This window comes from Staphylococcus sp. HMSC057A08, assembly GCF_001812925.1.
In the GTDB taxonomy this organism is placed as follows: domain Bacteria; phylum Bacillota; class Bacilli; order Staphylococcales; family Staphylococcaceae; genus Staphylococcus; species Staphylococcus hominis.
In genome coordinates, this window is sequence record NZ_KV810854.1 from 537,325 (window position 1) to 544,359 (window position 7,035).

9 protein-coding genes and 1 pseudogene are annotated in these 7,035 nt (G+C 29.7%); 5 read left to right on the forward strand and 5 right to left on the reverse strand.

What is annotated here, in order from left to right:
* Positions 1–68 precede the first annotated feature (68 nt).
* A complete protein-coding gene (locus HMPREF2881_RS07155) occupies positions 69–203 on the reverse strand; it encodes a beta-class phenol-soluble modulin (RefSeq protein ID WP_070443664.1) in 135 nt (44 codons plus the stop codon).
* A gap of 40 nt (positions 204–243) precedes the next feature.
* Positions 244–378, reverse strand: coding sequence for a beta-class phenol-soluble modulin (locus HMPREF2881_RS07160; RefSeq protein WP_002449997.1), 135 nt, complete (start codon positions 376–378; stop codon positions 244–246).
* Between the two features lie 666 nt (positions 379–1,044).
* On the opposite strand from HMPREF2881_RS07160, the gene HMPREF2881_RS07165 reads away from it, so the two are divergent.
* The 5 genes from HMPREF2881_RS07165 (at position 1,045) to HMPREF2881_RS07185 (ending at position 5,259) form a co-directional block, all read left to right on the forward strand.
* The gene (locus HMPREF2881_RS07165; RefSeq protein ID WP_002450005.1) at positions 1,045–2,037 is read left to right on the forward strand and encodes a thermonuclease family protein; all 993 of its coding nucleotides are present in this window, start codon (positions 1,045–1,047) and stop codon (positions 2,035–2,037) included.
* 250 nt (positions 2,038–2,287) lie between these two features.
* Positions 2,288–2,839, forward strand: a complete 552-nt coding sequence (locus tag HMPREF2881_RS07170) for an Ltp family lipoprotein (RefSeq protein ID WP_002449998.1) — start codon at positions 2,288–2,290, stop codon at positions 2,837–2,839.
* A gap of 136 nt (positions 2,840–2,975) precedes the next feature.
* Positions 2,976–3,377, forward strand: a complete 402-nt coding sequence (locus tag HMPREF2881_RS07175) for a sporulation protein (protein WP_002449993.1) — start codon at positions 2,976–2,978, stop codon at positions 3,375–3,377.
* A gap of 58 nt (positions 3,378–3,435) precedes the next feature.
* Positions 3,436–4,152 carry a hypothetical protein gene (locus HMPREF2881_RS07180; protein WP_002449991.1) on the forward strand — a complete coding sequence of 239 codons (717 nt, stop codon included), beginning with the start codon at positions 3,436–3,438 and terminating at the stop codon, positions 4,150–4,152.
* 60 nt (positions 4,153–4,212) lie between these two features.
* A complete protein-coding gene (locus HMPREF2881_RS07185; protein ID WP_002449987.1) occupies positions 4,213–5,259 on the forward strand; it encodes a tyrosine-type recombinase/integrase in 1,047 nt (348 codons plus the stop codon).
* Positions 5,260–5,995: 736 nt separating this feature from the next.
* On the opposite strand, the gene HMPREF2881_RS12055 is transcribed toward HMPREF2881_RS07185, so the two are convergent.
* The 3 genes and pseudogenes from HMPREF2881_RS12055 to HMPREF2881_RS07195 all read right to left on the reverse strand — a co-directional run bounded on the left by HMPREF2881_RS12055 (position 5,996) and on the right by HMPREF2881_RS07195 (position 6,903).
* Positions 5,996–6,124, reverse strand: a complete 129-nt coding sequence (locus HMPREF2881_RS12055; RefSeq protein WP_256279947.1) for a hypothetical protein — start codon at positions 6,122–6,124, stop codon at positions 5,996–5,998.
* A 376-nt stretch (positions 6,125–6,500) separates the two neighbouring features.
* Positions 6,501–6,686: pseudogene (locus HMPREF2881_RS07190) on the reverse strand (DNA-binding protein); the annotation flags it as partial.
* A 1-nt stretch (position 6,687) separates the two neighbouring features.
* On the reverse strand, positions 6,688–6,903 hold the full coding sequence (locus HMPREF2881_RS07195; protein ID WP_070653680.1) for a hypothetical protein: 216 nt from the start codon (positions 6,901–6,903) through the stop codon (positions 6,688–6,690).
* Positions 6,904–7,035 lie beyond the last annotated feature (132 nt).

Here is a 7,035-nt window from a genome sequence, read left to right on the forward strand (position 1 = left end):
CTGTATTTTTGATTGCGTCGAATAATTTATCCATATTAATAACTCCTTTATACGTAATTAATAATTAATTAAAATCCGAATACTTTACTTAAGATACCTACACCACTTGATACGATGTCAACAATGCTTGTACCTAATTTTGTCCAATCTTGGTTAATTCCTGCGTCTACTGTATTTTTGATTGCGTCGAATAATTTATCCATGTTTGTTATCTCCTTTGTACTATTTATAATTATCTTTAAATTAGAAACCTAAATATTTACTCACTAAACCTACACCGTTTTCTACGATACTAACAATACTTGTACCTAATTTTGTCCAATCACCATTAATACCTGCAGTTACTGTATCTTTAATTGCGTTAAATAAACCTTCCATTTCATACACTCCTTAGAAATTAATTGGTAAAATTCTAAAACGATAGGTTACTGTATTGCTTGCTTTGTTTTGTTTAACTATCGTTTTGTTATCTTTACTATAAAGGGTTTCTTTAGATACTTGTGACATTTTCCGTAACTTATGCTTAAATCATCAAAACTGTGCAATTTAAAAATTTATATTTACAGTTAGGAATTCAAATATGTCTATCTCGTCAAAGTTTTTTAGGTTATCAAAATAAAATATTTAAAAATATTTAATATATAAATATATGATATAATACAAAAGTATATATTTTTATTATATTTATTCTAATAATTTAATTAAATGGTGATAAGGTGGTGATGTTAAAAGTAATTATTACGTAAAATATGAATATGAGGATGCATCAATTGAATTAGGAAAAAGCAAACAATAAAAGTTAAAACGTATATTTATATATTCTTTTTTAAATGTTAAATATAATTAATTTAACTTATATATTTTATTTACCATTTTAACATGATCATTTATTTACTTATTCAACAAATAAATATCTACCTTCTGATATTCAAAATCTATAATTAATAAACTTTTATTCCTAATAATAGTGTTTAATGAATACTAAAACACATAACTTAATAGTAATGTCATTTTAATAATTTAACTAATTGAGGAGTACTCATAATGGAAGTAAATCAAAATAAAAAAGAAACTAATGGCTGTTTAAGCTGCCTAGGCTGTTTTGGTATCATCTTTTTAATTTTATTATTGATTGGTGGCTGTTCTGCTATATTTTCAGATGATAATAACAACGATAATACAGATAAAATAAGTGAAGAAAAAAATAAGTCTAAAAAAACTGAAGATACAAATAAAAATAATACTTCAAAAGAAAGTAAGAAAAAATATAATGAGAATGAACAATCTGTATCACAAAATAATAGTATTAAAAAATCTGAAGAAAAAGATAAAGATAATGATGAATCCGACATAGGTACAACGAATAAGATACCAGTAAAATTAAGTTCTACTGTTGATGGTGATACTGCTAAGTTTATCTATAAAGGTAAAACCGAGACATATAGATTTTTACTTATAGATACACCTGAAACTAAACATCCAAGAGTTGGTAAGCAACCATTTGGTCAAGAAGCATCTGATAGAACAGCTGAATTATTAAATAATGCTAAAAATATAGAAATAGAGTTTGACATTGGTCAAAAAGAAGATAAATATAATCGAAAATTAGCATATATATATGTTGACGGGGAAATGCTAAATAATATTTTAGTCAAAGAAGGTTTAGCAAAAGTCGCTTATGTTTATCCACCAAATACAAGATATTTAGAAACTCTAGAATCATCTCAAGAACAAGCAAAAGCTGAAAAAATGGGTATATGGAGCCTAGATTCAGCATTTAAAGAGGATAATGAGGATAATAAAGAAATGAATACATCAAACAACAATGAAAACAACGCTATCGAAAATCAAGTCGATAACTCTTTATCAAATGATAGTCAATCTAACGATACTGAACAATCAACTAGCAACGTTGAAACTTTCCCTAATTGCACTGCATTAAGAAAAGTTCACCCTAATGGCGTTCCTTCAAATCACCCTGCCTATACATCAAAATTTGATAGAGATGGGGATAATTACGCATGTGAAGTTAATTAATCTTTCTATATTTTTTAGTAAGATAATTCTCAACATAAAATAATCATTATAGGAAATTGTAGTGTATATAAATTTGGTTATTGAAACTAGTTACGCTAATTATGTTATTCAATTTTAGTCATTCCGAGTATTTGAATATAAAGATATATGAATATTACATATTAAAGGTGGTGGTGCTATAAATAAGTGGACGATGCACCTTAGAATACAAATGAATATAAAAGCCTAATCTACATATAGGAGATAAGTCATGGAAGAAAAATTTAATAATGAACAAGAAGAAAGACAATTTAGACAGTTTCAAGAATATCAAAAACAACAAGAAGAAGAGAAAAAGAAAAAACGTAAAAAAGGTTGGCTTTGGGGTTGCGGTGGTTGTTTAGTTTTATTAATCCTATTAATCATTGGTCTTACATCATGTACTGGAGCCTTTGTCAACGAAGTAGATAAACAAATGAATGATGGTAATTCAGAAGTTAAAGAAGACAAAAATGCTTCCAAAGAACAGACAGCAGCATTAAATTCAGCTAAAAATTATGCGGACGGAATGCATATGTCTAAACAAGGAATTTATGAACAATTAACTTCTAGTGCTGGAGACCAATTCTCAGAAGAAGATGCACAATATGCGGTTGACCACTTGAAAGCTGATTATAAGAAAAATGCATTAGAAAGTGCAAAATCTTATCAAGAAGATATGAATATGTCTAAAGATGCAATTTACGATCAATTAATTTCAAATTCTGGCGATAAATTCACAGAAGAAGAAGCGCAATATGCAGTAGACAACTTAGATAAGTAGAATGATGAGGGTACTTGGTACCCTTTTGTTTTACTCTATCACATTTGAGCCATTAAGGGTTTATAAGTTGCACAGAATTGATTAGTGTTATGGTAATTGTTTAATTAAAATATTTAATCAGAAAGGATTTGGTTCTATGTTTGAAAATCTTCTTGCTTCTATTGGAATAAACTCTGTGAAGGTTGAAACTTTAGTAAAAAATAGAAGTATTCATAGTAATGATACTTTGGAAGGAATTGTAAGAATAGAGGGTGGTAATTCTGCTCAAACTATTAACAAAATTTCATTAACTTTAGTAGAAAGATATGAAAATCCTGATAAAAAGAGTCAATTTCCTGTTTTAGAAAATGAATTACAAACATTTACACTACACACAAATGTTGAATTAAAAGAACACCACACAATAACAGAAGAATTCAAATTTAATATTTATGAATATGAATTTAAAAGTGAACCAAAACATTTAATATTAAAAACACATGCATATGTAGGTTATTCAGTTGATGCTTATGATGAAGATAAAATTGTTTTCAAATAAGAAATTCATGTTTTTATAAAATCTTATTATTAAAAATAAACCAAAGGGGAGATATATAATGAAAAAATTCTTAGCTTTAATTTTTGGCAGTGCTTTAATTCTTGGCGCATGTGGTAATGATGACACATCTAACGAAAATTCTGATACTAAGTCGGAAAGTAAAACTGAAAAGAAATCAGAAGATAAAAAAGAAAATAAATCCAAAGAGGATAAAAAGTCTAAAGAAGAAAAGAAATCTCAAGAAAATGAAGATAACTCTACTGAAGAACAAAATACTTCAAACGTAGAAGAAAAGAATAACGAGAAACAAAATAATCAAAGTGATAATGAACAAAATATCCAATATAACTCATCAAGTGAAAAATCTCAAAACACACAAAATGTTGATGTAACAAACATTAAAGATAGAGGTACTCTTGAGTCAGTTATCTACGGAAATTATAGTGAAACAGCTAAAATCCAAGCTTATAACAATGCAGTAGCTAATGGTGTCATTCCTCAAGGTAACGTTATGGAAGGGCCTGCTAGTGCAGCTTATGAAAGTTCTTTAAGAGTTGAGAGTGGTCAAGAAAAATCAGTATATGATCGACCATATGAAGAAGACTTTGAACCTGATGAAGATACTGATGATACAGATTACACGAATGATGTTCAATCATCAGATTCATCATATCCACGTTCACTTATGCAAATTAAAGAGGAAACGGGTAAATCACCTAGAGATTTCACAGATGCAGAAATGGCTGAAGCACAAGCATATGCTGATGCACATTAACTTAATATTTTCAGGGTAGTTCGCCTACCCTTATTATTTTTTTAAGGAGAAGTGATAAAAATGGCTTCATTTACAGTAACAAAACGAAAAAATAAGACTTCTACATCATGGCAATATGATGTAAAGCACCCTTCTTTTAAGTCAGGTAAGAAACGTAAATCAGGATTTAAAACAAAAGCAGAAGCGACGAATGCTGCACAACAACTTATTAGAGATTTAGAAGATGGTAAACAAGTAGATAGTAATAGATTGTTTAAAGATTATTATAAAGAATGGCTCAAGTTGAACGGAAAATATGAATTATCATCAAAACAGCAATATTGGTATGAACACTCGCTTGATTTATTTTTAAAGCATTTCGGTGAAGATATTAAAATTAAAGATATCACTCGAAGTGAGTATCAAAAATTTATATCTAATTACGCACAGGGTAGAACTTCAGAAACAGTTAGAAAAGTTAATCTTTATTTATCTAGTGGTATTAAAGATGCAGTGTATGATGGTTATATCAAAAAAGATCCAACATATAACGTTAAAGCAAAAGGAACAAAACAAGCTAAAAAAGAAGATGTAAAATTTTTAACGATTAGACAGTATGAAGAGTTAAGAGAGCATTTTAAATTAAGAACAGATAAAAGTACGATTATGTTATATATACTGTTGATTACAGGTGCTAGATTTTCAGAAGTAAACAGAATGACCTATGATGACTTACTAATAACTAAAGGCCTAATTCACTTGCCAGGAACTAAAACAGAAAATGCTGATAGATTTGTCGAAGTTTCTAAAAATGATTTAAAGCATATATACAAAGCAATAGAGACACATCCACACAGAATTGATAATAAATTATTTAGCTTATCTCATGCAGCAATTTCTAAAGTGTTTAATAAAGCTAAAAAGAAATATAACATCAATGAAGATGTCACACCTTATTCATTAAGACATACACATGCAAGTTACTTAATTAGTAAAGGTATTCCAATTGAATACATTAGCAAAAGATTAGGTCACGCAAGTATTGCTATCACGTTAGATGTTTATACACATCTTCTTGATGAACATAAAAAAGAGCAAGGCCAAAAGGTCAGAGAAATATTTTCTTGACACTTATTTGACACTTGCTCGCTGTAAACGTTGATATATCAACGGGTTATAGCGTCCTGGGAGGGATAGTATAAAAGCTATAATCATAGTGTTTACAGCGTTTGAAGTCCCTTTTGGGTCCCTAAAACTTGTATGTATAAAATAACTGTATCGAAATCGAGGTGGTTAAAATAAAAAAAAGACCGCACCTGTTAAGGTACGGTTTATGTATAGGTTGAGACTACACCTTACTTTAGATAGCTTTAGAGACATTATATGTTCTTCTCTTATCCACGCCGTCCCCGACGTACTATCTACACCCGATTGGTAATGGCCAATCACTCATTGCGTTAGAGACTACTCTACCGATTTCAATTAATCAAAGGTTTGCAAGTCCCTTGACTGCTTTACTTTGCGATAGATTGCTACCGTTTTTGCGAAACGATAACAAACTTCATTCACTTTCGTGTGAAGTCTTAGGGTGCTTTCGTCACTAACGGGGGAAGGCTTTCGCTTATTTTAATTTCCAATACATATCATTGTATTTAGCCAATTGTAAAATTAATTGTTTTGACCGACGAAGTGCTTCCCCAGAAGTTTCGTTATCTTTTGAATAACGAAATGCTTCACTCCGCCATGACGTTCCTTATCATCGTACTAGCCATTCTCATTGTATTACTGTCCGCCACCACAGATACAAATCATGGTACACGCCCTTACTTGATAGGTTCGGACTATCATACCTTTATGTAAAAAGCTAATGTTCGACGGCATTAATGGTACTTAGGCATCTTCCCATTCCCCAAGCATTTGCCATAGGGAGTAATGCTTTACTCACATTAGTGTTACCACCTAGATGATAACCTTTAGTTTTACACAATTGCATAAGTTAGATGTTTCCACCCGGCCGTTTGTCAAACTGCACCTTTCACCACATCACTGTGGTTTATCTGTTATGCCAGTAAAAGTATTATACCCCATAGGGGTATATTTAGCAAATAATATGTTTATACATAAAAAAAGACCACGCTCATAAGAACGTGGTTAGAATATAGTGTTGCCTCTTATAAATCTGATAATTATTTTAATTATCACAAACTGGGTATCTTTATTATAGCATATTATCGGTTTAATTCATCTAAGTTACCTTCAACATCATGTAGTTCTTCTTCTAACTTTTGTGCTTCTTCATTAGACATTTCTAAGTTAGCCAACATACCTTTGATACTTGCACGTTTTACTAGCAAATTTTGTCTTTCATCATTTTCGCTATTAAATAGTATTTCTGCAAACTCACTTAACAACTCAGCATTTTTTAATGTTAAATTATCCAACGAACGCTCTTTGTTTCTCATTCTATATATAGTACTTTGAGGCACGCCTGTTTGTTTAGATATATGCAAACTACTTAAATCACTATCTAATAATTTTTGTATTAATTCTCTCATATTAAGCCACCTCTTTTAAAAAGCCGATTAAAGCTTTTTGAGTTTTGAATTCTTTTACAACATTTCTATCTATAGTACAAATTTCATATGTATTTTTATAATCTTGCACTAAATAAATTTCTTGATCAATCATAAATTTTAAATAAGGAGTAAATGTTTTGTCATTGCTTTTGTAATCAATTCTATTATTGTCTAAGTATTTTTTAATGTTTCTCATTTTTATTTTCCTCGTTTCGCTATTTGGTATATTTATATTATACTATGCACTATGGCATAATTCAATACTTTTTATGCTTTTTGTCATAATTATTTTTTACATAAAAAAATAGGGACAAGCACGAAACTTGTC